The sequence below is a fragment of the Psychrobacter maritimus genome, assembly GCF_029953575.1.
In the GTDB taxonomy this organism is placed as follows: domain Bacteria; phylum Pseudomonadota; class Gammaproteobacteria; order Pseudomonadales; family Moraxellaceae; genus Psychrobacter; species Psychrobacter maritimus.
On the sequence record NZ_CP124526.1, the window covers coordinates 2,261,024 to 2,286,535 of the forward strand.

The 25,512-nt window shown below is 43.9% G+C and carries 21 protein-coding genes and 1 tRNA gene; 5 read left to right on the plus strand and 17 right to left on the minus strand.

Features of this window, described 5'->3' with window-relative positions; all coding sequences use genetic code 11:
* Nucleotides 1–132 precede the first annotated feature (132 nt).
* The 6 genes from QJS82_RS09635 to QJS82_RS09660 all read right to left on the minus strand — a co-directional run bounded on the left by QJS82_RS09635 (nt 133) and on the right by QJS82_RS09660 (nt 7,684).
* Complete coding sequence (locus QJS82_RS09635; protein WP_281490328.1) at nt 133–1,341, minus strand: SPOR and LysM peptidoglycan-binding domain-containing protein; 1,209 nt, start codon at nt 1,339–1,341, stop codon at nt 133–135.
* Between the two features lie 291 nt (nt 1,342–1,632).
* A complete protein-coding gene (gene folC / locus QJS82_RS09640) occupies nt 1,633–3,000 on the minus strand; it encodes a bifunctional tetrahydrofolate synthase/dihydrofolate synthase (protein ID WP_281490329.1) in 1,368 nt (455 codons plus the stop codon).
* Nucleotides 3,001–3,387: 387 nt separating this feature from the next.
* Nucleotides 3,388–4,341: an acetyl-CoA carboxylase, carboxyltransferase subunit beta gene (gene accD / locus QJS82_RS09645; RefSeq protein WP_281490330.1), complete on the minus strand. Its 954-nt coding sequence runs from the start codon at nt 4,339–4,341 to the stop codon at nt 3,388–3,390.
* A gap of 321 nt (nt 4,342–4,662) precedes the next feature.
* Nucleotides 4,663–5,487: a tryptophan synthase subunit alpha gene (gene trpA, locus QJS82_RS09650; protein ID WP_201629462.1), complete on the minus strand. Its 825-nt coding sequence runs from the start codon at nt 5,485–5,487 to the stop codon at nt 4,663–4,665.
* A 113-nt stretch (nt 5,488–5,600) separates the two neighbouring features.
* Nucleotides 5,601–6,875 carry a tryptophan synthase subunit beta gene (gene trpB / locus QJS82_RS09655; protein ID WP_281490331.1) on the minus strand — a complete coding sequence of 425 codons (1,275 nt, stop codon included), beginning with the start codon at nt 6,873–6,875 and terminating at the stop codon, nt 5,601–5,603.
* 137 nt (nt 6,876–7,012) lie between these two features.
* Nucleotides 7,013–7,684, minus strand: coding sequence for a phosphoribosylanthranilate isomerase (locus tag QJS82_RS09660; protein WP_281490332.1), 672 nt, complete (start codon nt 7,682–7,684; stop codon nt 7,013–7,015).
* A 238-nt stretch (nt 7,685–7,922) separates the two neighbouring features.
* On the opposite strand from QJS82_RS09660, the gene QJS82_RS09665 reads away from it, so the two are divergent.
* On the plus strand, nt 7,923–9,545 hold the full coding sequence (locus QJS82_RS09665; protein WP_281490333.1) for a cryptochrome/photolyase family protein: 1,623 nt from the start codon (nt 7,923–7,925) through the stop codon (nt 9,543–9,545).
* A 47-nt stretch (nt 9,546–9,592) separates the two neighbouring features.
* Here QJS82_RS09665 and QJS82_RS09670 read toward each other — a convergent pair whose 3' ends face one another.
* Complete coding sequence (locus QJS82_RS09670) at nt 9,593–9,811, minus strand: hypothetical protein (protein WP_281490334.1); 219 nt, start codon at nt 9,809–9,811, stop codon at nt 9,593–9,595.
* Nucleotides 9,812–10,033: 222 nt separating this feature from the next.
* Entirely contained in the window at nt 10,034–10,783 is a 750-nt protein-coding gene (locus tag QJS82_RS09675; RefSeq protein ID WP_281490335.1) for a DUF4230 domain-containing protein, read from the minus strand.
* Between the two features lie 588 nt (nt 10,784–11,371).
* Here QJS82_RS09675 and QJS82_RS09680 point away from each other — a divergent pair.
* A complete protein-coding gene (locus QJS82_RS09680) occupies nt 11,372–13,090 on the plus strand; it encodes a proline--tRNA ligase (RefSeq protein WP_281490336.1) in 1,719 nt (572 codons plus the stop codon).
* A 112-nt stretch (nt 13,091–13,202) separates the two neighbouring features.
* Here QJS82_RS09680 and queF read toward each other — a convergent pair whose 3' ends face one another.
* The 4 genes from queF to QJS82_RS09700 all read right to left on the minus strand — a co-directional run bounded on the left by queF (nt 13,203) and on the right by QJS82_RS09700 (nt 16,999).
* Nucleotides 13,203–14,081: an NADPH-dependent 7-cyano-7-deazaguanine reductase QueF gene (gene queF / locus QJS82_RS09685; protein WP_281490337.1), complete on the minus strand. Its 879-nt coding sequence runs from the start codon at nt 14,079–14,081 to the stop codon at nt 13,203–13,205.
* A gap of 99 nt (nt 14,082–14,180) precedes the next feature.
* The gene (locus QJS82_RS09690; protein WP_201562788.1) at nt 14,181–14,993 is read right to left on the minus strand and encodes an ABC transporter permease; all 813 of its coding nucleotides are present in this window, start codon (nt 14,991–14,993) and stop codon (nt 14,181–14,183) included.
* A gap of 17 nt (nt 14,994–15,010) precedes the next feature.
* Nucleotides 15,011–15,973, minus strand: a complete 963-nt coding sequence (locus tag QJS82_RS09695; RefSeq protein WP_201562712.1) for an ABC transporter ATP-binding protein — start codon at nt 15,971–15,973, stop codon at nt 15,011–15,013.
* Nucleotides 15,974–16,321: 348 nt separating this feature from the next.
* Complete coding sequence (locus QJS82_RS09700) at nt 16,322–16,999, minus strand: c-type cytochrome (RefSeq protein ID WP_201562714.1); 678 nt, start codon at nt 16,997–16,999, stop codon at nt 16,322–16,324.
* Nucleotides 17,000–17,371: 372 nt separating this feature from the next.
* Between QJS82_RS09700 and QJS82_RS09705 the strand changes: the two genes are divergently transcribed.
* Nucleotides 17,372–17,448 (plus strand) — tRNA-Arg (locus QJS82_RS09705).
* 163 nt (nt 17,449–17,611) lie between these two features.
* Here the strand turns inward: QJS82_RS09705 and QJS82_RS09710 are convergent.
* Entirely contained in the window at nt 17,612–17,977 is a 366-nt protein-coding gene (locus tag QJS82_RS09710; RefSeq protein ID WP_201620381.1) for a hypothetical protein, read from the minus strand.
* A gap of 35 nt (nt 17,978–18,012) precedes the next feature.
* Here QJS82_RS09710 and QJS82_RS09715 point away from each other — a divergent pair, with 35 nt between their 5' ends.
* A complete protein-coding gene (locus QJS82_RS09715; RefSeq protein ID WP_281490338.1) occupies nt 18,013–18,813 on the plus strand; it encodes an SIR2 family NAD-dependent protein deacylase in 801 nt (266 codons plus the stop codon).
* A gap of 130 nt (nt 18,814–18,943) precedes the next feature.
* Here QJS82_RS09715 and QJS82_RS09720 read toward each other — a convergent pair whose 3' ends face one another.
* From QJS82_RS09720 to QJS82_RS09735, 4 genes are all read right to left on the minus strand, one after another.
* Complete coding sequence (locus QJS82_RS09720) at nt 18,944–19,942, minus strand: adenosine deaminase (protein ID WP_201620379.1); 999 nt, start codon at nt 19,940–19,942, stop codon at nt 18,944–18,946.
* 236 nt (nt 19,943–20,178) lie between these two features.
* The gene (locus QJS82_RS09725; protein ID WP_201562721.1) at nt 20,179–20,703 is read right to left on the minus strand and encodes a TPM domain-containing protein; all 525 of its coding nucleotides are present in this window, start codon (nt 20,701–20,703) and stop codon (nt 20,179–20,181) included.
* 77 nt (nt 20,704–20,780) lie between these two features.
* A complete protein-coding gene (locus QJS82_RS09730; protein WP_281490339.1) occupies nt 20,781–22,004 on the minus strand; it encodes a TPM domain-containing protein in 1,224 nt (407 codons plus the stop codon).
* Between the two features lie 138 nt (nt 22,005–22,142).
* Nucleotides 22,143–22,775, minus strand: coding sequence for a LemA family protein (locus QJS82_RS09735; protein ID WP_201562725.1), 633 nt, complete (start codon nt 22,773–22,775; stop codon nt 22,143–22,145).
* Between the two features lie 1,017 nt (nt 22,776–23,792).
* Between QJS82_RS09735 and QJS82_RS09740 the strand changes: the two genes are divergently transcribed.
* Entirely contained in the window at nt 23,793–25,343 is a 1,551-nt protein-coding gene (locus QJS82_RS09740; protein WP_281490340.1) for an alanine/glycine:cation symporter family protein, read from the plus strand.
* Nucleotides 25,344–25,512 lie beyond the last annotated feature (169 nt).

Below are 25,512 nucleotides of genomic sequence, written 5' to 3' on the forward strand. Positions count from 1 at the left end.
AAAAAACACGACAATAGATGTCGTGTTTGAATAAAATTAGCTACAGCGATAAAAATATAAACCAGCCTAATTAAAATTGTGCTATTTATTTAGCAATAATAGTTATCGGATTGCAGCACCATAAACGCTATTTTAGCGCCAGTATAAGACCCAAGCACTTGTCGTATTAACTTTGGGGTCACTATTAATCTTATCTTTTAAGGCCAATGCCGCAACTTTACCACGCTCAGGACCAACGATAACGCGTACACCGCGACTAGTAGGACTAGTTTTTACTTGATAGCCGGCAGATTGGAATTTTTTTGCCAGCTCATCCGCTTTGGCTTGGTCATTTGCCAAGGCCACTTGCACGCCAAAGCTACCTTTAGCATCGGTTTCTTTCACTTCTTTGCGCGCTTCACTAAGTTTCTGTTGCGCTTCACGCTTGGCATCGGCCGATTTCTTGGCTAACGCTTCTTCTTTTTGACGCTTGTCTTCACGCGCCTGCTCAGCTGCCGCTGCTTCACGCGCTAAGCGCTCCACCTGCTTGCGCGATGGAATGATAATACTTTGACCCAGTTGTAGTGATGTCGAAGGTGATAGATTATTCGCTTGTGCCAAGACTTCTACCGGCATGTTATATTGCCGCGCCAGTTTAATCAGCCCATCGCCTCTTTTTACTTGGTAATCAGAAGGCGACTTTGGTGGCTCATTTTTAGCTGCTTCTGCTACCTCTCGCTTTTTCTCAGCGGCAGCTTGCGCTTGTTTCTTAGCATCAGCCTGCTTTTTTGCCTCAGCTTCCTTTTTACTATCTGCTAATTTCTTAGCAGCCGCTTGTTCTTTAAGGGCGGCTTGGCGCTGAGCTTCTTGTTGTGCTTGGGCAGCTTTTTGCTGCTCGCGAGCTTTTGCATCATTTGCAGCTGAAGCAGTAGTGCTGCTGTTGCTATCAGTACGAGGCTTTACCGTTGGCGTTGCAAGGTTGTTTTTTGCAGCTTCTGACTCTTTACTTTCTTCAACAGCTGGTGCGCTACTGGCCATATATTGCTGACTTTCCGCACGGGCTTTTGCCAATGCTTGTGCTTCAGCCGCTTCTTGTTCGGTTAAGAACTGCTGAGCACGCTTTTCTTGTTCTGCAACACGAGCAGCGCGCTCTTTTTGTTTTTGTGCCAAGATGCGCTTTTCAGTCTCGATATCAGTCGTCAATGGCTGCGGAGACTCTTGTGCGGGGCTTGGCTTATCTATCATCGCTGACGCTGGTTGGAGTTTGTTGCTATCACCAATTTGTTGCACCATGGCGTATAGCATCACGCTACCGCCTATAATCATCCCAATGCCCAATAAGGCTTGTCTCGAAAAGTTCATCCGTTTACGTCTCTTAGTTGGTAATAAGGTTGATTGCGCGGCGCAACTGTCGTTTCAAAGCTGTCGTCTTAAAACTATACTTAAATAGTTTAAATCGCTTTGATAAACAGCCTTGATAGTTAAATAGTTGCGATTGCCGCCGGTTACGTCCATCCATTTATAAAGGTTATGCCGAGCATCTCTCTCATAGCATTGTATAGCAGGATGCTAAATCAATTTGATTATAAAGCATATTTTTCATACTGTCTGCCATCATGCTACTGCTAAGATTAACATTATACAAATACGATTTTAACTTAAATCATCATCGGCAATTGCCGCTAGCGCCTCACCAATCGTATGGAACGAGCCACATACCACGATTAAGTCTTGCGCTTGACTGTCATTTATAACGGCATCGGTGGCTTCTGATAAACGTTTAAACTCATGTATTTGCGCACTATCGACATAGCTTGCTAAGATACTTTGCAGCTGCTCAGTGCTCGCCGCCCGTGGATAATCAATCTCAGCGATAAACCAATCGCTAATAGGCAAGCCCGCTTCGGTCAAACGTTGCACGACTTTATTGATATCCTTATCGCCCAACATAGAAAACAGCATTTTAATGCTGGCAGGTTTACTAGTTACTTGTTCAGAGCCATCTTGCTTCGCTATATGCTGCTGCCAAAGCGGTAATAATTGCGCCAATAAAAACTCAACGCCTTGCTCGTTATGCGCCACATCAAACAACCAATGACGGTTATGCGTCTCACGATAATCAAAACGACCAGCGAGCTTGACCGTCTGCAATGCCTGTTCGATAGCCTTTTTATCAATATTTAATGGGCTTGCCAACACCGCTGATAAGGCATTGGTCGTATTGGTCAATGACAGTGCTGGGCGTGGTAGTTGCATGGTGACAGCGGCATTACTGTATTGCCAAACGTCGGCATCCACTTCACGATAATCAAAGTCTTGCCCAGCTTGATAACAAGTTGCCTTATGCGTATCAATCGCTTGTTGTACACTAGCTGGCATCGCAGTAGCACCATAAACTAGAGTAATGCCCTCACGTAAAATACCTGCTTTTTCACGGCCAATATCTTCGATATTATCCCCTAGCCAATCGACATGATCGATAGCGATATTGGTAATCACTGCCATATCAGGGTCAATAATATTGACCACATCAAGGCGACCGCCGAGCCCAACTTCTAATACCCAGACATCGCAATCTGCTTCGGCAAAGATTAATAATGCAGCAAGTGTTGTCATCTCAAAGAATGACAAGGTTAAAGCGCACCGCAACCGCGCCGCCTCTACCTTGCTAAAGGCATCAATTAAGGTCTCATCACTGACCATCTCGCCATTGATACGCACGCGCTCGTTAAATACGCTCAGATGCGGTGATTGATACAGCGCCGTTTTATAACCTGCTGCTTGGCACATTTGTGCGATGACCGCAGTCGTTGAGCCTTTACCGTTGGTGCCCGCTACCGTAAATACATAAGCATCGTCTTTGGCTGACTGTACCACGCCTAACGCCTCAGCAACCGGCAATACTCGCGACAATCCCATATCTATCGCCGAGACATGAATCTGCTGCATATAATCAAGCCATTCGGTCAAACTCGAGTGCTCAGTAGGAGTGTTAGAGGTAGAAAGTGAAGAGTCAGACATGAGCGGAACCTATATTGAAATAGTCGGTTAGGAACTAGTTATTTAAAAGATATTCATTAAGAAAATAGAGATAGTATATAACTACCTGACCAAAAAGCAAAAATAGCATTTACCGTTATTAACGATAAATGCTATTCGTAATTCTTACTTAGTCGATTTAATTTAAAAAGTATACAGTTTAAAAAGAATACAGTGCTGCTGGGATAAATTTTGCAAAGCCTCTGGAGTGCGAAGCGCACAGCAAGCGAGAAAAATTTATACCAGCAGAACGCTATTTCTAACGTTCTTATTTTATACTGAAATAATTTTACTTAGTCGGCAAAGCTAAGCCTGCTATTAAGTATTGATAAGCTCAATTGCCTGTTTTTTTTACCAGCTCAGCACATGTTAAGCAGCAACATTCGGTACGCGGCATAGCTTTGCAAGCAAACGATAAATGGTATCAATCAATTGATGACGATGTACCACTTCATCGACCACGCCATGCTCTAACAAGAACTCAGCACGTTGGAACGGCTCTTCTAGCGTCTCACGCACCGTTTGTTCAATCACGCGCTTGCCCGCAAAACCAATCATGGCTTTTGGTTCTGCTAAATGGATATCACCTAACATAGCAAGCGATGCTGTCACCCCGCCATAAACAGGATTGGTTAATACCACAATATATGGCACGCCAGCAATTCGTAAGCGTTCAATCGCCGCCGCAGTACGAGCCATTTGCATTAATGATAGTAGCCCTTCTTGCATGCGCGCACCGCCAGAAGCAGCAAAGCAGACTAAGGGAGATTTATCTTTAAGGGCTTTTTCAGCGGCCTCTACAAAACGGTCGCCAACCACCGAGCCCATAGAGCCGCCCATAAAGCGGAAGTCAAAGGCACAAGTAACGATATCAAGATTGCGCAATTTACCGTACATCACAATTAGCGCTTCAGACTCGCCGGTTTTGTCCTGTGCTTCGGTCATGCGCTGCGGGTACGGCTTACTATCCACAAAGCTCAATGGATCTTTGGCAGTGAACTGCTGTCCTAGCTCACCCTCTACTTGATCGAGCAACCAGTTTAAGCGCTCACGAGCACTCATCGGTAAATGATGGTCACAATGCGGGCAGACATAGCAATTAAAAATCAGCGCGGTATTGGTAATCATTGAATGACAACTGCTACATTTGGTTGACGGTTCGGTCTCTACCGCCGTTAAAGGTGCGGTCAGTTGCTGCTTAATACCTGGTATCGGGCGGTTAAACCACGATTGTCCTGCGGTATTATTTGGCGCAGCGCCGTTATTCGCAGCATTATTATTTATAGTGTCTGGTGTTATGGTATCAGTCATATTATTCGCCATTATCAAAGGCTTATCGACAAGTTGGCTTAGTTACTTGTCCCTAAGAAGTCCGTTTATAAGAATCAATTTAAAAGTCACATATCCTTATAACATGAGCAGTTATAAAGTACGCTTACGCGCAACTGTAACAATTTATATGTGATGTTAGTTTACACACGTAAACTAACTTTAGCAAAGTCATTTAACCGTGTCTTTATAAACATTGTTATAAAAGTTACGATAACCTTTTCTATAAAAACAGCTATCGCCCCTCTTATAAATAGTAAGATAATGACGTTGCTGAGCCATACACACGTTGATGCCAATACGTTCGATATAATATTAGACCGTTAAACTATCGAGTGCGCCGCGTAGCTCGTCCATTTTTGCCATGATTTTTTGCTGAGCGCTTGCAACCGCAGAGGCATCTTTAGCATCGATATCAGCAAAGTTTTGCACCAGCGCACTTCCCACAATGATACCGTCGGCATGCTTACCGATTGCTTTGGCCGATGCTGCATCACGAATCCCAAAGCCCACGCATACTGGCAAATCGGTCTCCGCTTTAATCGCTTGCACTTGGGTCGCAACATCATCAGTATCTAGTGTTGCTGAGCCCGTCACGCCTTTAAGCGACACGTAATAAATATAACCACCGCAATGGGTCAGTACTTGCTCACGGCGCTCAGGCAAAGTGGTCGGCGATAATAAGAAAATCTCATTCATCGCATGTTCAGTTAAATGCTGAGTAAAGCTGCCCGCCTCGCTTGGTGGCAAATCAACCATCAAAATACCATCGACGCCTGACTGCTCGCATAAAGCGACAAAGTTATCATAACCAATGATTTCAACGGGATTAAGATAACCCATGAGGATAATTGGCGTCTGCGTGTCTTGCTTGCGGAATTCTGCCACCATTTTTAGTGCATCACGCGTACTGGTACCCGCTGCTAAGGCGCGCTCGCCCGCCAATGCGACCGTTGGGCCATCGGCCATTGGGTCAGAAAACGGTAAGCCCACTTCAATCATATCTGCGCCGTGCTTGACTAAGTCATGTAGTAAGCCAACAAAGTTATCAGGGGTTGGATCGCCCGCCATCACGTAAGGAATCAGGGCTTTTTTATTTTGGGCTTTTAGGGTTTCAAAGGTGCTTTCAATTCGGGTCATAGTGTTCTCTACAATTAATTCAAACTGGCTATATTGACCCTCTACGATTTGATGAGAGAGCCAATCAATTTATTTTATAAAAGCGGATTTATAGTGCGCAATAAAATACGCGACTACAACTCAATCCCTTCTGCCTTCATTACCGAATGCAAGTCTTTATCACCGCGACCTGACATATTAACGATAATGGTTTGCTTAGGGGTCATGGTTTTAGCCAGCTTAAGCGCATAGGCAACCGCATGGGCAGATTCGAGCGCAGGGATAATACCTTCTTTACGTGTCGCTTCATGAAAGGCTGCCAATGACTCTTTATCGGTACAGCCAACATATTCAACACGTTTCATATCTTTTAAGAAGCTATGCTCAGGACCGACACCCGGATAATCAAGTCCCGCTGAGATAGAATGCGTTTCTTGAATTTGACCTTCATCATCTGCCATCAGATAAGTACGATTGCCATGTAGCACGCCGATACGGCCAGCAGCCAATGGCGCGGAATGGCGACCGGTTTCTATGCCATCACCTGTCGCTTCAACGCCATACATTTTGACTTCAGTATCGTTTAGGAAATCAAAGAATAGACCAATAGCATTCGAGCCACCGCCAACACAAGCAACTAGTGCATCTGGTAATTTGCCCGTTTTTTCTAAATGCTGGATACGCGCTTCTTTACCAATAATCGCTTGGAAATCACGTACTAATAGCGGATAAGGATGTGGGCCGGCAACCGTACCGATAATATAATACGTGCTATCGACGTTGGTCACCCAATCACGCATGGCTTCATTCATCGCGTCTTTTAGGGTTCGTGAACCAGAAGTCACTGGCACAACGGTCGCACCTAGCAAACGCATACGATAAACGTTCATCTTTTGGCGCTCGACATCGTCCGCGCCCATATAAACGATACACTCTAACCCTAAGCGAGCAGCTATCGTCGCCGTCGCAACGCCATGTTGACCTGCGCCGGTCTCAGCGATAATACGCTTCTTACCACACATCTTGGCAAGTAGTGCCTGCCCAATGGTGTTATTCACTTTATGTGCGCCAGTATGGTTCAAATCCTCACGCTTAAAGTAAATTTGCGCGCCCCCAACCTCATCGCTTAAACGCTTAGCATGATACAGCGGTGTTGGGCGACCAACATAATTGACCAAGTCATTATGATATTCTTCCCAAAACGCAGGGTCGGCTTTTACTTTAGTATATAGCGCCTCTAACTCTTCTAATGCCGCCATCAGGGTTTCAGAGACAAAACGACCACCGTGAACGCCGAAATGTCCGCGTGCGTCAGGGTATTGGTTAAAGTCTTGTACGTCTGTTGGATTGGTAAAGGTATTGATAGATTGTGCAGTAGCAGATGGTGCTTTGTTCGTGGCATGACTCATGATAATTCCTACGATAGGTGGTATCTTTTAGTATAAGGATTGGTCGTATAAATATTAGGATAAAGAAAAATTAGATTTAATCAGGAAGTCGGAATAACGTTTAAATAAGAATAAATATCACAAATATAGCAGTTATCTTAGATGACGTCAGTGACCGTCTCGTTTTGCCATCGGTCACGCTTGACTGCTTTCATAAAGGCACGCATTTTAGCAGCGTCTTTTTTACCTTTATCAGCCTCGATGCCACCGCTAACATCGACGCCATAAATAGGCAAATCAAGAGTCGCAGCGACATTGTCGGCATCCAGTCCACCCGCTAAGATAATCGGCAGTGAGCTATTATCTGGAATCAGGCTCCAATCAAAGCGCGCGCCCGTACCGCCATATTTATACTGATGATAAGCATCAAGCAAAATACTGCTCGCCCCTGCTGCAGCAAAACTATCAATACGTGCGCTTACACTAGCAAGGGTGTCTTGCTCCGCATTGATACGTAGCGCTTTCATCCAGCGTTTATTGACGGCACTTGCCAGCTGCTGACACTGCTCAGGCGTTTCATCACCGTGGAATTGAATGATATCAAAAGGGATATTATTTGCCAGTTCAATCAGCTCATCTTCAGGCATATTGACCACTAATGCCACGACACTGACAAAAGCAGGCAAGGCAGCGCTTAATATCTGCGCCTGCGCTAGCGTCACCGCACGCGGACTGGGTGGATAAAATACCAAACCGACTGCATCAACACCCAACTGCACAGCGGTATTGACATCATCAAGCTGGGTAAAGCCGCAAAACTTAACGTGCATTATATGACCTTTTTTTTATAAGCTTGCTAAAATTTCGGTAAAGGCAGTAAATAATAGGCTAAAAATAAAAGCTTCTATAAATCCCACCAACAGCGATATTACGCCAAATGCTAATCATAAGGAATGATGCTGATTTGTTAAGCGCATAGCAAATCAATTGCATCCAAAAACTTATCCTAGCATACTTTTATTCGTAGTTTTGTTTATGATTGCGATTGACTAAAATAGGAATAATTGAATGTCTAACACGGCGTCAGCTAAGGGCGAAAACCAGGGTAATACGAATGTCAGTATGCCGCATTACTTAATGTGGTTTCGTCGTGATTTGCGGCTGCATGACAATACGGCGTTGGCGGCACTTTGTGAGCGGGCGAACGCAGACAAGGCGCAAGTCAGTGCTATATTTTTCCTTACGCCTGAACAGTGGCAAGCGCACGATATGTCACTCACACAGCTCGACCACATCGCCCGCACCTTGCCAATCTTAGCAACATCTTTGCATAAACAATTGAATATCACATTGAACGTACAGGTTTGTCCAAGCTTTTCTGATTGTGTCGAGGCGCTAAGCACATTATGTGAGGCCAATAACATCAGCTGTGTGATGGCAAATCATGAGTACGAAGGCAATGAGATTGAGCGTGATGAAAAACTCACCAAACAACTGGCAAAAAACGATATCGAATTTATTCGCTGGCATGACCAATGTATCTTGCCGCCGCACAGCATTACCACCAATGGTGGCGACAGCATGTATAAAGTATTCACTCCATTTTATAAAAAATGGCGGCATACCTTAGATGTTAGCACCATGCAAATGCATGAAGCAGCAGCTATAAATAACAATAACAACGCCAAGCTAAAAACCTCGAAAGCCAGCGCCACGACTATTAAAGATATCGAAAAATTAAGTAAAGGAACTGTTGATGACTATCAAAAGGTACTGCAAACTACTGGCCTATTAGCACACATTGATACAGACGCACAGCTTGATTACGCTCGTGCAGCTTACCCTGCTGGTGAAGCTGCTGCTTGCCAGCGTTTAGAGGAATTTATCGCCGAAGATATTGATAACTACGATATCAGTCGCGATGTGCCAAGCTTACACGCGACTAGTCAATTATCAGCCTACCTGACTATTGGCTCAATCAGTCCTAGACTTTGTTATCTGCAAGCCACAAAAGCGCTGGCAGAATTGCACAGTGATGATGGCAACGCCCTTAAGAACTCTGACAACAATGACATTAATCGCTGGATAAGCGAGCTTGCTTGGCGAGATTTTTATCGTCATGTCTTAGTAGATAAGCCAACGCTCATCCGCCACAAGGCTTATAAAGAAGAGACAGATAGTAAGATTCATTGGTCATATAATAAGGATGATTTTGAGGCGTGGTATACAGGTAAGACAGGCGTGCCTTTAGTTGATGCCGCAATGCGCTGTCTAAATGCCACTGGCTTTATGCACAATCGCTTACGGATGGTCACGGCGATGTTTTTGACCAAGGACTTACTGATTGATTGGCGCTTAGGTGAGCGCTACTTTATGCAGCAGCTGATAGACGGTGACTTTGCCTCAAATAACGGCGGCTGGCAGTGGAGTGCATCAACAGGTACGGACGCTGCGCCCTACTTCCGTATTATGAACCCCTTTAGCCAAGCCAAAACTCATGATACCGATGGCGAATTTATCAAGACTTGGCTGCCTGAGCTAAAAGATATTCCTGACAGTATCTTGCATAGCGAGGATAAAATGCGTAAAGAACTGGCTAAGGGTAGTAAGTTTGCTAATATTAACTATCCAATACCAATAGTTGAACACAAAGCGGCTCGGCAATTAGCGATTGCAGAATTTAAAAGATAAGACGTAAACGGCTCTAAATTTAAAAAACAGTCATGATTTTAAAAGCCTTAGCTGTCTATGTGCACCAAACTACTTTGTGGCGCACTCGCTCTATCAGTATCTGACTCTAATATCCGCGTCTTAATGGTGTAAATGGCATAAGCGAATAAGGTAAAACTGAGGATTAACAGTACCCAAGTCGCAAACGATAGCGACCCTTTTGCTTTAGGATGTTTGGTTAATTTGCGCTTCTCATGGGCAGACGGCTGATTATTAGAAGTTGTCATAGATGCCACCTCTTACATTATATGAGATATAGACCTATTTGAACGACAGCATTTATAAGTCTGTCGTTAATCACAAATAAGTCCTGCTATATAATATAATAACCCTATTACTCATCATTTCAAGCAACAACTGTTAACTGGCGAAGATATTTATCAGAACACCGAAACCTCTCTCCTCGTCCTAACCCCTTACAATGCTAAAATCTAAGCTATTTAAGCCGTCTAAGCATTAGTCACTGGCATCTGACATGCTCCTGCGCCCTGCGTGGTTACCGTTACTACTGCGCCAGTTAATGAAAATAACTGCTGCAACTGGGTTTGCGCATTTTCTAATGCCATATTCATCACATCACCGCGGCAAGCACGTTCAAGCACTTCCTTTTTTGCCATACTTTGCGCTTGTTGCAAAATCTTTGGATCAACCTGCATCATGCCAAAAGCGCCCGTTTGCCAATCATAAATCTCGATATCGTCTAGATAAACCGAAAATATCTCTGATGGCGGTAAAGTAATATGAATCTGCGGCATGATAGAGACAGGATTATTGGCATCAACGCTTTCAGCATTTTTTATAGCAGCCTCAGCAGGCGCTATCACTTGTACCATCTCAGGCGTTAAAGCGCTCAAATCAATCCCCGCTTCTACGCGCCCACGAGCGATAAACAAGCCCTTTTGCTCATCTTGCCACAGCTTCATCCAACTGCCTGCTTTTTGACTGGTAATGATAGTATCAACACTAAACGCCACCGTCTCCAAGCGATTCAATTTCTGAATCTGCATCACCACCCCTTCACGGGTAATGGTCTCTATCGGCGCTTCTTTGCTACTTTTTTGCAGACTATAAATCGCAAAAATGAGCGCGGCAAGACCAATAATCAATACTAGCCACGACATCAGTGCAATGGGTTTTTTCGCAGGCGGCTGATTGGCATTATTATTACTGATAGAAGAATGGTTCTCAGGATTGGTCATGTAAGCTACCTCAAAGTTTTTTTGTTTTTATAAGCGAGTTAAAAAGCTAAATATTTAGTATCAAAATCTAAGATATAAATGCTAGTTGCGCGCGTTAACTTCAAGTAATAACTACCAATACTCTACATAATTCTCAATAGTGCTATGGCGAGGAAGTCAGCTCATTATTTGCTATAAATATGCTTAAAACTGGCAAATAATCGAATTAAAACCAGCATATTTGGCTCTTTAAGTAATGTTCTGGCTGAAAAAACAAAAAGTCATTGCGTCTTAGGCGAACTTTACCTAACATAGTCAGATTGTATAAGCAAAATGTTGGCGTACACCTATTTTTCTGGCTTATATGTCTAAAATATGACGTTGCCAATATGGACGTTTAATACAAAATGAAAAGTTCCAGCCTTTTTGCAAGGCGTTTTATGAACGCACTTTCTACTGATGTACTGTTTGTCGCAGTACTTTTTAGCTAGGCATGTCCTAGACTATTACCAAGTGATAAAAGGTAAGCTTGCGTCGGCCATCAAAGCACACGCTCAATATCCTACTATTTCTTATTTATTTTATCGTTGATAAGGTTATGCTTTATTTATGAAAGCCAGTCAATTTTTGTTTGCCACGCTAAAAGAAACTCCCAGCGATGCTGATATCGCCTCAAGCCAATTAATGGTAAGAGCAGGTCTTATTCGTAAAATCGCTTCTGGATTATATATCTGGTTGCCAATGGGTTTGCGCGTGTTGCAAAAAGTCGAACGCATCGTTCGCGAAGAGATGCAAAACGTCGGCGCTCAAGAAGTGCTGATGCCAATGACTCAACCTGCCGAGCTTTGGCAGATGACCGGTCGATTTGACGATTATGGTCCTGAGCTATTACGCTTCAAAGACCGTCATGACCGCGATTTTGTTTTGGGCCCGACGCACGAAGAAGTCATCACCAATCTTGCCCAAGGTGAGCTGCGCAGTTATAAGCAGTTACCGATTACCTTTTTCCAAATCCAAGGTAAGTTCCGTGATGAGATTCGTCCGCGTTTTGGCGTAATGCGTGCGCGTGAATTTACCATGAAAGACGCCTACTCGTTCCATGTTGACCAAGCGTCACTCGCTAAGACTTACCATGATATGTATGACGCTTATACGCGAATCTTTACCCGTTTGGGTTTGGATTTCCGTGCGGTACAAGCGGATACGGGTTCTATCGGCGGTTTTGCTTCGCATGAGTTCCATGTGTTGGCAGACAGCGGCGAAGACGATATCGCCTTCTCAGATTCTTCTGATTATGCGGCCAACGTCGAGCTTGCTGAATCGGTAAGCACCGCTGAGCGTCAGCCACCAAAAATGGAGCGCGAAGACGTCTTAACGGAAAACATGACCAGCTGTAAAGTGGTTGCTGAACATCTAGGCGTACCGCTAGAGACGACGGTGAAAACCTTAATCGTTCATGGTCATACTGAAGATGGTGAGCCACAATTAATCGCTATCGTTTTACGTGGCGATCATCAGCTCAATACCATTAAAGCTGAAAAAATCGAAGAAGCCAATGTGCCTCTTACGATGGCCTCTGATGAAGAGCTCATAGCAGCGGGTCTGCATAAAGGCTTTATCGGTGTTGATTTGGATATGCCAGTATTTGTTGATCGCTCAGCCGCCACCTTGTCAGATTTTGTCACGGGCGCGAATGAAGTCAATAAACATACCGTTGGTATGAACTGGGTACGTGATGCAAGCATTACTCGTATTGTTGATGTGCGCAACGTACAAGAAGGCGACCCTTCTCCAGATGGTAAAGGCACGCTAAAAATCAAACGTGGTATCGAAGTCGGTCATATCTTCCAGTTGGGTGATAAGTACTCGCAAGCGCTGAATGCTACCGTATCTGGTGAAGATGGCAAGCCTGTTACCCTAATGATGGGTTGTTATGGTATCGGCGTTAGCCGTATCATCGCTGCTGCTATTGAGCAGAACAACGACGAAAACGGCATCATGTGGCCAAAAACGCCAACCGTTGATGACTCGATTGCGCCTTTTGAAGTGGCTATCATTCCGATGAAGTCAAAAGAAGAGACCGTCATGGAGACGGCGACCGCTTTGTATGAAGAGCTAAAAGCGCAAGGCATCAATGTCCTACTTGATGACCGTAACGAGCGTCCAGGCGTTAAGTTTGCCGATCTTGAATTGATTGGTATTCCACATCGTATCGTGGTTTCAGACCGTAACTTGGCTGAAGGCAAATACGAATACGTCAATCGCCGTGAGGCAGAAAAGCAAATGCTCAGCCGTGAAGAAGTGATCTCAAAAGTAAGCAGCAAATAGTTTTATTAATAAAACTTATGTCATAGAAAAGCGCCTATCTTAGTGAATAAGATAGGCGCTTTTTTATGTCTACACTAATTGCTCAGTAACTGATGAAAAGCCAACCTTTTACCTACTGACGTATTAAACGGCTTGGTTTAGGTAATAAGCTCATATCACTGACACGGCAAGGATTGATATCGATACCGCCGCGGCGTGTATACCATGCGCGAACCATCAATGTACTTGGCTGATAGTATTGACTCAAATCAGCAAATATCTGCTCGACACATTGCTCATGAAAACCATTATGCTGACGAAAGCTTAAGATATAACGCAGCATATTAGCAGTATTAACTGGCTTTTCACTGCTTATTGAAACCGCCAATGTGCCCCAATCTGGCTGATTGGTCACCGGACAATTACTACGCAGCAAGTTAGAATAAAAGCTGAAATTTTTGCCAACTTCTTTTTCAGAGTCTCTCAAATCGCTTTCATTTTTAGCTAATAATGACGCATCAGGATGTTCCGTTAGCGCTACTTTCTCACTACTATTTGCAAGCGCCTCATCGATGCAAACACCTTCAGGTTGTGCAATCAATAAGCCTGTTGCTTTATCGTTCAGGTCATCATTTAAATCAAATAGCTCAACGGTTACTTCTGCTTGTACGCAGGCTGATAAGTCTTTGGCTATCAGCGCTTGCACCTCGTCCCAGCCAGAAAACTCAGTAAAGTTAATACTGTTTAAATATAACTTAAGCGACTTTGACTCAACGATAAATGGCGAGCTTGCGGGAATACCAAAGCGAGCGATAGCCACTTGTGAAATACCTTGGGAATTTAACCAAGACATCTCAAACGCCTGCCACCAATCAACGCCGACTTTTAGTTTTTCATCATGCCAGCCAATCGCATCACGTCCCATACTACGAGCAATCGGATATAGCGTCTCTGGACTATACTCAGTCGGATAGTCGGTGGTTTGCTCACCCAAGATACCGTGAATACTCATTTATCTTCCTAATATTAAAGCGTTAAAATTTAACAAAATTAGTGACTTAGCAATAAGCTCAAGCAGACAGTAAAAGCACGACCTTTTAAACGTTGCATGCTACAAGCGTACGCGTGAACCATTACTCAATAATCGATAAGCGATGGTATAAAATATCGCACAGAATACAAAAATCGCCGCCATCGAATACCAAACATTGACATCAGAATATCCCAAGATGCCATAACGGAACGAATTCACCATATAGACAATCGGGTTCAATAACGAGACGTTTTGCCAAAATGGTGACAGATTTTCCATCGAGTAAAACACCCCGCCAAGATAAGTCAGTGGTGTTAGTACAAAGCTTGGAATGATGGAGATATCATCAAATGAGCGGGCAAATACTGCGTTAATAAAGCCGCCCAATGAAAACAAGATAGAGGTGCCAAGCACCGTAAATACCGTCACAAATAAATGCTCGATACCAAGGTCAGTAAAGAATAGCGCCACTATCGAAACGATAATACCAATCGCCAGTCCGCGAAAGATACCACCACTGATATAACCCATCAAAATCGCATGCTTAGACACCGGCGAGACCAAAAGCTCTTCGATACTGGCGGTAAATTTAGCACTAAAGAAGCTCGAAACCACGTTAGAGTAACTGTTGGTGATAATCGACATCATAATGAGACCGGGTACGATAAATTGCATATATGGCACGCCGCCCATTTCACCAACACGCGAGCCAATCATCTTACCAAAGATGACAAAGTATAAGCTCATAGTAATGACTGGCGGCAGCAACGTTTGCGGCCAAATACGTAAAATTCGGCGCACTTCTTTGACTAAGATAGTGCGAAATGCAATCCACTTTTGGGCGATGGTTAAGCCGTCATGAGGACGAGATACCTGTGCTGCTTTATTCATATCACTCATGTCCTGACTCATAGTCCCGCCTCCTTCATACTGTCTGCACTATCGATATTTTTGTCTACCAAGCGCATAAATAACTCTTCTAAGCGGTTGGCCTTGTTACGCATACTCGCCACAGTAATGCCTTGCTCTGATAATTGGTTAAAGACACCATTTAACGACTCGCCTTCTGTTAAAGTCACTTCCAGCGTCTGCTCATCTGGCTGCGACAATCCCGTTATCCCAGTCAAATCTAATTGACGCGTAAGCGGCGTCTCTAAATCAAAAACAAAAGTCTCAACCGACAATTGAGCGAGTAAATCTTTCATCTCTGTATTAATACGAATCTCACCATGATCCAAAATCGCGATACGCTTACACAGCTGCTCTGCTTCTTCTAGGTAGTGCGTGGTCAAAATAATGGTGGTGTTTTCTTCGATATTAATCTGCTGCATAAACTCCCACATAGAGCGGCGCAGCTCGATATCAACACCAGCCGTTGGCTCATCAAGAATCAACAGTTTTGGCTTATGAATCAATGCACGAGCAATCATCAAGCGGCGTTTCATACCGCCTGATAATTCGCGTGATTTGCTATCACGTTTGTCCCATAGACCAAGCGCGGTCAGTAGGCGTTTTGCCCGTGGACGTGCTTCTTTGGCAGAAATACCAAAGTAACCCGCCTGAGTAATCAAGATGTCTTCCACTTTTTCGAACTGATTAAAGTTAAACTCTTGCGGCACGACCCCAAGGTATTGCTTGGCCACCGAGGGATTTTCTAATAAATCCGTGCCAAAAATTTTTACGCTACCGGCCGTCGGCTTAAACAGTGAGCTAATAATGCCAATCATCGTTGACTTACCAGCACCATTTGGCCCAAGCAGCGCAAAAAAACCACCCTGCGGGACGGTTAAACTGACATCTTTGAGTGCCGAAAACCCATTGCTATAGGTTTTGGATAAATTCTGAATAGCAAGTGCTGGTACTTCAGACATGAATACCTCTTTATTGGTTATAAATTTGTATGGACAGCGATTTTTAGCATACTGGTATTTTTAGTATACTAATATCTAGAAGAGACGATGTAATGTCATAAAGTGAGGCTACTAGCAATGAATTTCAACTGTGCCCTATGAGAAGTATCATATTGATAATACTCATCATTAAAAAAGCGCCTACCTCATTAAATGAAATAGACGCTTTATCAATACAGGCGTTAAAGGGCTGAATAGATTTATTAGCAATAAATCATGCTTACACAGTTAACTCATCAGCCTAAAAATCATTTGGCTAAATGTAGCTTATTATCTAGCAAATAATAACTAGCAAATAATAACTAATAACTAGCTTGCTTCACCAATCATATAATCAACCGCGCTTTGTACTTCTTCATCAGGAATATCCGCGCCGCCTTTGGCCGGCATGGCGTTGAAGCCGTTGATAGCATGGGTATACAAAGTCTCTGTACCTTTTGCGATACGAGGTCCCCAAGCACCAGCGTCACCTAACATAGGTGAGCCAAGTAAGCCTGACGCATGACAAGTTTGGCAGACAGCGTTATACACATCTTTACCATCACGAGGACCATCGCCTGCAGCTGGACCAGCAGAACGTGCGGTCACGTCACAGACTTCGTCGTCTTCAAAGCATACTTTAGCAACAGGTTGAATACGAGCAATCAAGTTAGGATACAAAGCAATCAGCTTTTGTACTTGCGGCGTGTCCTCTGGAATTGGCTCTTCAGCAGCAGGTGCTGCAGCGGCAGTTGCTTCAGCTGGCGCAGCGGCATCAGCACCGTCTGTTGCAGTTGCAGCGGCGTCAGCAGGTGCAGCCCCATCGGTGGTATCTGCAGCCGCTTGGGTATCATCACCCAGTTTTTGCGGCGCATTTTCGACAACGTCTTGCCCTTCTGCAACATCAGAGATGGTTACAGGAGTGTCTACAACACTTTCAGCTTGGCTCACAGCGATACTAGCGATTCCTAGAATGGCAGCTGCCGATAACATAACTACTTTTCTCATTCGTCACGTTCTCTTATTGCGTATACAAGGGCCGACACGGCTTGGACATTCTGTCTGTCCTCCTTTGACAACCAAACCAGTTATCAATAGCAAACAGCCATCCCGCATGCAGGCGCGCTTGTAATCGGTGATTATAAATATGGATTCTCCCTGACATTATAAGGGAAAAGACAGGTAGATTGCCATGCCTGTTTGCTGACTATGGTGTTTTTTCTTAAAAAACCTCAATAGCGACCTTCATTCATTGGCTTTATGGCTTTTATTTGTTAGACTAAGCGGTCTTAATTTTTAGACGTCTCGCAGTATTAACGACAGCTAATTATCCTCGTTTATACAGGGCGTTAATTAGTACGGTGTTAGTCAATAAATTATGCGCTCGTAGCTCAGTTGGATAGAGTATCGGTCTCCGAAGCCGAGGGTCGTGGGTTCGATTCCCGCCGAGCGCACCAATCACCATAATCAGTAGTATTTTACCTTTTCCTAGTCTCACCTATCATCTCTATAACCCTTTGACAGCAACGCTTGGCGTTCTTAACTGCTGCCTATCGTTGTGCGCTAACATCGATAAAATGTTGTACATAGAGTTGTTAAAACCATTTAATTTATATAACCCTACTCTGCATCCTGTAAATTTGCGGTTAATTGAGCGCGGCTGGGTACACGGTGATAATTAATTACAGGTACGTCACCCAAACGGCGCTGACCGGCGGCAATCTTTTTATCAATCGTAATCATGGCAATTTTTTTATCTTGTTTACTGATAAGCAAATGATTGGCTTTGCGGTTGACACGATAGTCAGGAAAATGCTGCTTTAGCAACTCTGAGGTTTTTTGCAGCGCATCATTTATCGGTGTCTTCATACCTGTCGACTTTGAACTGTGCTTATCAGCGACTTTTGGTGCGCGCGATTTTGCCAAAAACCATAATCCAACGACGACTGCCAGCAATATGACAAGCCACCACATTCCATCTATCATAGAAGTCTATATCCATTGTTAATAAGGGTTAGGTCATGTTAGCAGAATTATCAGCAGCGTTAATAGCAGAAGTCGACCATGCGGCCAAACTACTTGGCGCAAAACAGCGCATTTGTATCTTAACAGGCGCAGGGATTTCCGCAGAGAGCGGTATTCCCACTTTTCGAGATAAGCAAACAGGCCTCTGGGAAAATTATGGCGCTGAAGATTTGGCGACGCCAGAGGCTTTTGCACGTGACCCAAAGCTGGTCTGGTCATGGTATCAGTGGCGCAGACAAGTGGTCGCCGATAAAAAACCAAATCCCGCCCATGACGCCTTAGCGCAGTGGCAGTATCATAGCCAATCCTCTGGCCAGCACATAACGCTTATTACTCAAAATGTCGATGACTTGCATGAACAGGCTGGCAGTACAGTCACTCATCTGCATGGACATCTATGGCGTAATCGCTGTAGCCAATGTAAGACACCCTATCAGAAGCAGTCTAGAGGCTCATACAGCAGCGCCGACACTATGGATTATAGTGAGGCGCTGATTAACTGTCCGCATTGTGATGGTTATATTAGACCAGATATCGTTTGGTTTGGTGAAGCGTTGCCCGTACAAGCATGGGAGACGGCTGAACAAGCGGCGGCTGATTGCGAAGCTTTTATCAGTATTGGTACGTCAAGTCTCGTCTACCCTGCCGCTGGGCTGGCACAGTTAGCAAAAGATAATGGTGCCAAAATCATCGAGATAAACCCAAATCCGACACCCAATGCCATCGTGGATATCACCTTAGCGGAAAAAGCAGGAATGGTGATGCCGTTATTAATCCAAAAAATCACTGCGTTATAATCGCTTGACCCTAAAATAATAGCAAATTACAAAACAAAAGGCTTAACGATTGATATCAATCGTTAACCTTTATTATTAAAGATATATACAATCAGTGCTTTATTCAATCAGTGCTTTACTACATCAATGCTTATTGCAGCGCAAGATCAACTCTCGCTAAGTACGCTTCTTTTAATTCATCATCTATGAATGATGATCTAAAAGAATTTTTTACCAAAGTAATGATATCGTTTTCCGTTAGCGGCAGATTTTCACATAGATTGATAAAGTTTTGATTGATATAGCCTTTGAAATAAGCAGGATCGTCGGAGTTGACGCTGACATTAAGACCATAATCTAACAGCGCTTTGATATTATGCGCTTGATAGCTGTCAAAAACTTTAAGTTCGATATTAGAGTTTGGGCAAACCGTCAGCGGCATTTGCTCCTCTTTTAGGCGTTGCATCAATGCGGCACTTTTTATCGATTGCACGCCGTGATCGATTCTACTAATACCCAGTAAATCCAACGCTTCATAAATATACGAAAAATCGGCTTCTTCGCCAGCATGGGCGACCAATGTAAAGCCGGCTTCTTTTGCCTTTTTAAAGACCTCTTTAAACTTGGCAGGAGGGTTACCCAGCTCCGAAGAATCAAGACCGACACCGATGATATCGTCTTTAAACGCCATCGCTTCTTCTAAGGTTTCAAAGGCCTCTTCTTGCGATAAATGGCGCAAAAAACACATGATAATGCAAGAAGTGATGCCGTATTTTTCTTTAGCATCATCGAGTGCCTCTTTGATACCCGTAATAACGGCTGCAAAAGGCACGCCTCTTGCGGTATGGGTTTGCGGATCAAAAAATATCTCAGTATGAATGACATTGTCTTCAACACATTTTAGAATATATTCCCACGTTAAATCGTAGAAATCGTCTTTGGTCATCAGGACATTGGCGCCCGCATAATAGATATCTAAAAAGGTTTGTAGATTGGTAAAATTATAGGCGCGGCGTACATCTTCGATGTCATTATAAGGAATGTCTATATTATTTTTTTTCGCCAATCTGAACATCAGCTCCGGTTCTAATGAGCCTTCAATATGCAAATGCAGCTCTGCTTTGGGTAATTTCTTTATTAATTCAATCATAGTGTTCCAGTAGTGGCTTTTATTAAGCGCTGCGTTTGTCAGCGGGGTATATCTATAAAGGCTATTATATTTCAATTGGCCGTAAAACCCCATAGACAAACAGCAAACCCTTGCATTCAGCTATAAACACGACTTTATAAGGGTGACTTTATAATAATGGTAACTTTATAATAAGGGTTGCTTCATAATAAGGGCTACTGCATAAAAGCCATTTCAAAAATACAGTATTAAAAACGCTATTTTAAAAATACCACAGTATCAGACAGCTCATTACCGGCGGGATCATCGCCTAGATGATAATACTGACGCAATAACTGACCCACCTCATCTAGTAGCTCCGCTAAGCTTTCTTCAGTTTTTTGATTGGCAATACCTGAAACGGCTTTTTCACACATGGCGCGCCACACAGTCGGGCTCACATGCGTGCTAATACCGCGATCCGCGACGATTTCAAGCTTATGCTCGCAGATATTGACGTAGATTAAAACACCCGTATTTTCTTCCGTATCCCAAACGCGATATTCACTAAACAAATCAATCGCCCGATCACGACAATCAAGACGATAGGCATCTTGGACAGGTAAGTGATTTTCTATAATTAAAAACACCTCACCGCGATGCCCACGCTCAGCCAACGTCACCTGCTCTGTCAGCCGCGCTTTAGCCGCTGGCGTTAGCCATTTGCTATGCAGCATAGGGACAAACAGTACTTGACGCCACCAACGAGCAAAACTTGCCTGCGACGAATTGCTTTTTACCATTATATTATTTCCTCAAGTACGCCATTGCTGGCAGTCATCTAATGTCTGAACCTAACACGCCTTTATCAAAACCGCCTTTACCAAGAGCCGCCTGCCCCGCCGCCGCCAAAGCCGCCGCCACCTCCTCCGAAGCCGCCGCCGCCAAAACCACCACCGCCGAAGCCGCCGCCACTACTGCCGCCCATACCCGGTAAGAACACCATACCACCGCCGCCGCGTCCTCCACGACCACCGCGCCCGCCACCTGAGCCGCGCGAAATTAAAAACAGCCATAAAAATATCGCCATAATTAAGGTCATAAAGAAACCGCCGCCCAAGGCAAGCGAGCCTGCAAAGAAACCGCCCGCAGTCAGGATAGAACCAAAGATGCGCCCAAAGATACTGGTAATAAAGCTACCAAATATCATCGCCATCACGAATAAAAACACCGGTGATGGATTTTCACCAATATCACTTTGGCTTTGACTGCGTTCAGCCGCTTGCGCATCGGCACGCGCCAACACTTCAGGGTCAGCGGTCAGACGATTTTGCAGGGCACCAACGCCGGCCAATATCCCAGCGCCATAGTCATTTTGCTTAAATAGCGGCGTAATATCTTCACGAATAATACGGTTGACCGCAGAATCGGGCAACACACCCTCTAACCCATAACCGGTCAAAATGTACATATCGCGGTCATTGACGGCGACGACCATCAGCAAGCCATCATCAATGTCTTTATTACCAAGCTGCCATTTTTCGGCGACCTGTAACGCATAGTCAAAGATTGGCATGCCATTGGTCGTCGGTACAATGACAACCGCAGCTTGCGCCAAACCTTGCTGATAAATACCTCTTAGCTGCGCCTCTAAGCGTTGTTTTTCTTGCGGGTTTAAGATATTGGCTTGATCAATAACGGGTGAATTTAGGATGAGCTTATCAGCATCGACACTTTTGGCACTCGACTGCACAGCTGGTTTAGTGGCTGTCGACGCGCCTGTCCCTTTTTCGCCACTACCATTATTAGCGTTTGCCGCATTGGGATTAATAGCATCATTGCCAATGATGGCCTCATTAATCGCTTCGTTACCTAAGACGGCATCGTTAAGGGCTTCATTAGATTCTGCGGCTTTTGCAATCGCCACCAAATCCTCGACACTACGATTTTGCATATCTGAGGCGCTATCGCTAGCGACAGCAATATTATCATTAACACTGCCGTTGGTATTAGCATCGGTATTGGGCGCAGCATGCAGCACCGAGCCACTAGCGATGCTTAGGGTGAATAATAATGCGGATAAAAGTGCTTTTGAATTATTCATCTAATCTATACCACCTCAAATAACATCTGGACTAAATTAATGGCTGCAAAACCAAGCTAACGGCAAGGCGACGGATATAAAAGCGCTCAATAGAAAAACTCACTATAAACACTTATTTTTATCCGCCACGATTTTACTTTACTGAGCGGTCTTCGTATCGTCATCACCAAAGTCTACACTGGGTGCAGTCGATATCTCTTTTTCATTGGCAACGCTAAAGTTTGGCTTTGGATCCATACCAAATACTTTGGCAGTAATATTGGTTGGGAACTGGCGCACTGTGGTGTTATAGCCTTGAACTTCTTGGATATAGCGATTACGCGCCACAGCGATACGGTTTTCCGTGCCTTCAAGCTGAGCTTGCAAGTCTTGGAACAACGCATCTGACTTTAGATCAGGATAACGCTCAGAAACCGCCATTAGACGTGATAGTGCCCCAGTCATCTGGTCTTGGGCAGCAGCGTAACGCTCCATCGCTTCAGGGTCATTGAGCAGCTCTGGAGTGATGGTGATACCGCCAGCTTGTGAGCGCGCCGCAGCAACTTGGGTAAATACCTCTTGTTCTTGCTCCGCATATTGCTGCACAACTTTAACTAAGTTTGGCACCAAGTCCGAGCGGCGCTGGTATTGGTTGACCACCTCCGACCACGACGCAGTGACTTGCTCATCTTGCGCTTGCAGATTGTTATAACCACAACCTGTTAAGCCAACGGTAGAAGTGGCCAATACGGCTGCTAGCAACATAGGTTTTACAATAGATTTACGCGTCATTTTTGACTCTCCTAAAAATGATAAATAACAAACAAGACGTTTTTTTAAGCACTTTTTTAATCATACACATTTATATAGACGTATATCGCCTCCGCTACAAATGTGTCGCCTGCCATACATTGTGCTAATAATGGCGCTATCAGGTTACTTTTACAATTCATCGTTACCAAAACACAACCGCAAAGGCACGGCTCCTAGCAAGAGTTTGAGCGCTTTTTTCGAGCTTTCTTAACTCATAAATCCTGACGATATTTTCAGCAACATTGAAGAAGTGATGAAAAAAGCGTGATAAACAAAGGATTTTATCACTCTCTGGCATAAATTCAGTGTGAATAAACAATACTATATAAACGCCTTTATAAAGAAAATTCTAGTAATTGGCTAAAAAATATGGCAAATTGCAGTTACGTAGCCGTACGGTTTGAATACATTTGGTAGTGGACTTGTTACATTTTTGGTACTAAAGAATTGATAACAACCCCTTAAAAAAAGATTGATAAGCAAACAGATGCTTGCTTATCAATCTTAACATAGAGATGTAAGCGACCGATATGACTCATAGAAAGTGGATTGCCATCACCTTGAGGATGGAGATTTAATATTATAACCGCCTGCTTTGTCCGCTGATCTATTGATAACTGCTTAAGCATTTATGACGTGATAACAAAATATCGCCGTTATCAAACTGCAAAAAGATAGATAAAAAGATAGATAAGAATAGCAACCGTCGCTCATTTATTGCCATTTATAAATAAGCAGTTAATAAGGAGTGAATTTGATTACTAGCTAGCGCCAATAAGCGCTTGCCTGCGATCAATATTGCTAATAGACCCAGCGGATAAAGACAGAAAACTACAGTCCATTCTTGGTGGCTAAGCGCGTATGAAACTTAATCGATAGCTTTAAGTAGATGCCGATTATTTGAGAAGTTGGTTTTAATAAGGAAATTAAATAGCAAACTTACTCTAAGCATCATCATATATAGCCACTTTGAGACAGTACTAGGAATATATACATATGGAAAGTTTAGTTAATGTAGTAAACGGAATTATCTGGAGCCCGGCATTAATTTATTTATGCTTGGGCGCAGGTTTATTTTATTCCATCATGACGCGCTTCGTACAAGTACGTTTATTCAGTGAAATGATCAGCTTACTATTTAAAGGTAAGTCGAGTGCACAGGGTATTTCATCATTTCAGGCACTTGCCGTATCCTTAGCAGGTCGTGTGGGTATGGGTAACATCGCAGGGGTAGCAGCAGCTATCGGCTTCGGTGGTCCTGGTGCGGTATTTTGGATGTGGGTTGTGGCCTTCTTAGGCGCATCTACCGCTTATGTCGAATCAACCCTTGCGCAGATTTATAAAGAAAAAGACGTCGTCACTGGCGAATATCGTGGTGGTCCTGCTTATTACTTTGAGCGCGCGCTTGGTCAACGCTGGTACGGCATTATTTTCGCCATCGCGTCTATCTTAGCTTGTGGTATGTTCTTACCTGGTGTGCAAGCAAACGGCGTTATCAATGCCTTTGCACAGGTGATGGGTGAAGGCACCGTGATGAGTATCGGTAGCTTAGAAGTGGGCTCTATGCGTCTTGTCGCATTGGGTATCATTCTAGTGGTACTAGCGATTATTATCTTTGGTGGTATTAAACGTATCGCAACCTTTACTGAGTATGCGGTTCCTTTTATGGCACTGGGTTATATTGGTCTAGCGCTAGTCATTATGTTTACAAACTACCAGATGATTCCAGAAGTATTTGGCTTAATCATTGGTGATGCCTTTACCGCTCAAGCCGGTTTTGGTGCGGCCATCGGTTGGGGTGTAAAACGTGGTATTTACTCTAACGAAGCCGGTCAAGGTACAGGTCCTCATGCTGCTGGTGCGGCTGAAGTTGAGCATCCATCACAGCAAGGTTTGGTACAGGCATTTTCAGTCTATGTTGATACCTTATTGGTTTGTTCGGCGACTGCCTTTATGATTTTGACCATGGGTACTTATAACATCCAAGGTACGCTACCTGACGGTCAATATATCGTACAAAACGTTGCGGCGGGTGTTGAGATTAACTCGCCTGCCTTTACCCAAATGGCAATGGAATCAGTATACGGTCAATTTGGTAACACCTTTATCGCTATCGCCGTATTCTTCTTTGCCTTTACCACCATCTTGGCTTACTACTATATCGCTGAAGTAAACGTTGCGTACTTAACGCGCTTTATCAGCCGCGGTGCCAATAAAACCGGTCTATTCTTAGTTAAAGTACTAATTATGGTGATGGTTGCCTACGGTGGTCTTAACTCAGCCGGTTATATCTGGGCAATTGGTGATATCGGTGTTGGTCTTATGGCTTGGCTTAATATCGTTGGTATTTTGGTCATCTTCTTTGTCGCGCGTCCAACGCTTACCATGCTTAAAGACTATGAAGCACAGCGTAAAGCTGGCGTGAAGCACTATACTTTTGATCCAGCAAAATTCGGTATCAAAAACGCGCCGTATTGGGAAGAGCGTCATCTTAAGCAACAACAAAGAATGGCAGCCCAAGATCCACTACATAAAGAGCGTCTATAATTCACCCTACTGTAGTGCTGTCTAAGCAGTATTCATAGTATCGATGACATTGATAGTATTGCATGAATAGTATCGATAGCATTGATAACATCGATAAAAAACAAAAGCCCGAGCCCATCGTCTCGGGCTTTTTTATGCACGTAATGTTGTCATAAAGACAGTGATACAT